At 71.9% G+C, this 713-nt stretch carries 1 protein-coding gene; it reads left to right on the forward strand.

From position 1 onward, the window contains the following. Nucleotides 1-713, forward strand: a 713-nt coding sequence (locus tag GT045_RS17925; RefSeq protein WP_161334789.1) for a polyketide synthase, incomplete at both ends; no start/stop codon positions are given.

Raw genomic sequence — 713 nt, forward strand, 5'->3', positions numbered from 1 at the left:
CAGCAGCGGCTGCTGCTGGAGACCTCCTGGGAGACCTTCGAGCGGGCCGGCATCGACCCGGTGTCCCTGCGGGGCAGCACGACCGGCGTCTTCGCCGGTCTCATGTACCACGACTACGGCTCCCAGCTGCAGAGCATCCCCGAAGGCGCCGAGGGATACCTCGCGACGGGCGGCTCCGGAAGCATCGCGTCCGGACGCATCGCCTACACCTTCGGTCTCGAAGGCCCCGCGGTCACCATCGACACGGCCTGCTCGTCCTCGCTCGTGGCCCTGCACCTCGCGGCGCAGTCCCTGCGCCAGGGGGAGTGTTCACTGGCCCTGGCCGGTGGTGTGACGGTGATGTCCACCCCCGCGACCTTCGTGGAGTTCAGCCGTCAGCGCGGCCTCGCCACGAACGGCCGCTGCAAGCCGTTCGCGGCGGCCGCCGACGGCACCGGCTGGGGTGAGGGCGTCGGCATGCTGCTGTTGGAGCGGCTGTCCGACGCGCGCCGCAACGGCCACCAGGTGCTGGCGGTGGTCCGTGGCTCGGCCGTGAACCAGGACGGCGCGAGCAACGGCCTCACGGCGCCGAACGGCCCGTCCCAGCAGCGGGTGATCCGGGCGGCATTGGCGAACGCCGGGGTTCCGGCAGCCGAGGTGGACGTGGTCGAGGCGCACGGTACGGGTACGACCCTTGGTGACCCGATCGAGGCGCAGGCGCTGCTGGCGACCTA

The organism is Streptomyces sp. SID486 (assembly GCF_009865385.1).
Classification (GTDB): domain Bacteria; phylum Actinomycetota; class Actinomycetes; order Streptomycetales; family Streptomycetaceae; genus Streptomyces.